1 protein-coding gene and 1 pseudogene are annotated in these 512 nt (G+C 50.6%); one reads left to right on the plus strand and one right to left on the minus strand.

Going from position 1 to position 512, the window contains the following annotated elements:
* A partial coding sequence (locus tag D1159_RS19070; protein WP_243152417.1) for a helix-turn-helix domain-containing protein occupies positions 1-257 on the minus strand: 257 nt, incomplete at its 3' end.
* Between the two features lie 65 nt (positions 258-322).
* Between D1159_RS19070 and D1159_RS19390 the strand changes: the two are divergent.
* A pseudogene (locus D1159_RS19390) lies at positions 323-512 on the plus strand (hypothetical protein); the annotation flags it as partial.

Genomic DNA, 512 nt, shown 5'->3' on the forward strand with positions numbered 1-512 from the left:
AGCCGTCCCCGTTCGTCACGCTCCCGCGAACGGACGATGTAACCCGCCTGCTCCAACTCCCGGATAGCCTGCCGGATAGCGTCGATTTTCTCTCGGTTGATGAGGGCAAGTCCCTTTAACGTATAGTCCCAATCTTCCGGGAGTGACAGCATTTGTGACAGCAGGCCCTTGGCTTTCAGGGACAGATCTTTGTTACGCAGATGATGGTTCGACATCACCGTGTAGCCCTTATTCTTTTCCACGCGGAATACTGGCATGGTTTTCCGCTCCTTTCGGTGTCTGGACATGAAAAAAGCGGCGTCCCATCTTCCCAGCAGGGAATATGAACGCCGCTCATGCGCCGATATTCGATTTTTTAGTACATATCATGCTTGTCCGCTGCTCGAAAACCTTGATTTTCCTATGCTTTCAGAAGTTACATTATCTAACCTCAGCTTTCAAACGTCCCGGCTTTATGGAAATGATGGCCGACATTGAGGCGGGACTTGTCAGTATGGTGGTAGTCAAGGATA

The sequence above is a fragment of the Pseudoflavonifractor sp. 524-17 genome, assembly GCF_009935845.1.
In the GTDB taxonomy this organism is placed as follows: domain Bacteria; phylum Bacillota; class Clostridia; order Oscillospirales; family Oscillospiraceae; genus Pseudoflavonifractor_A.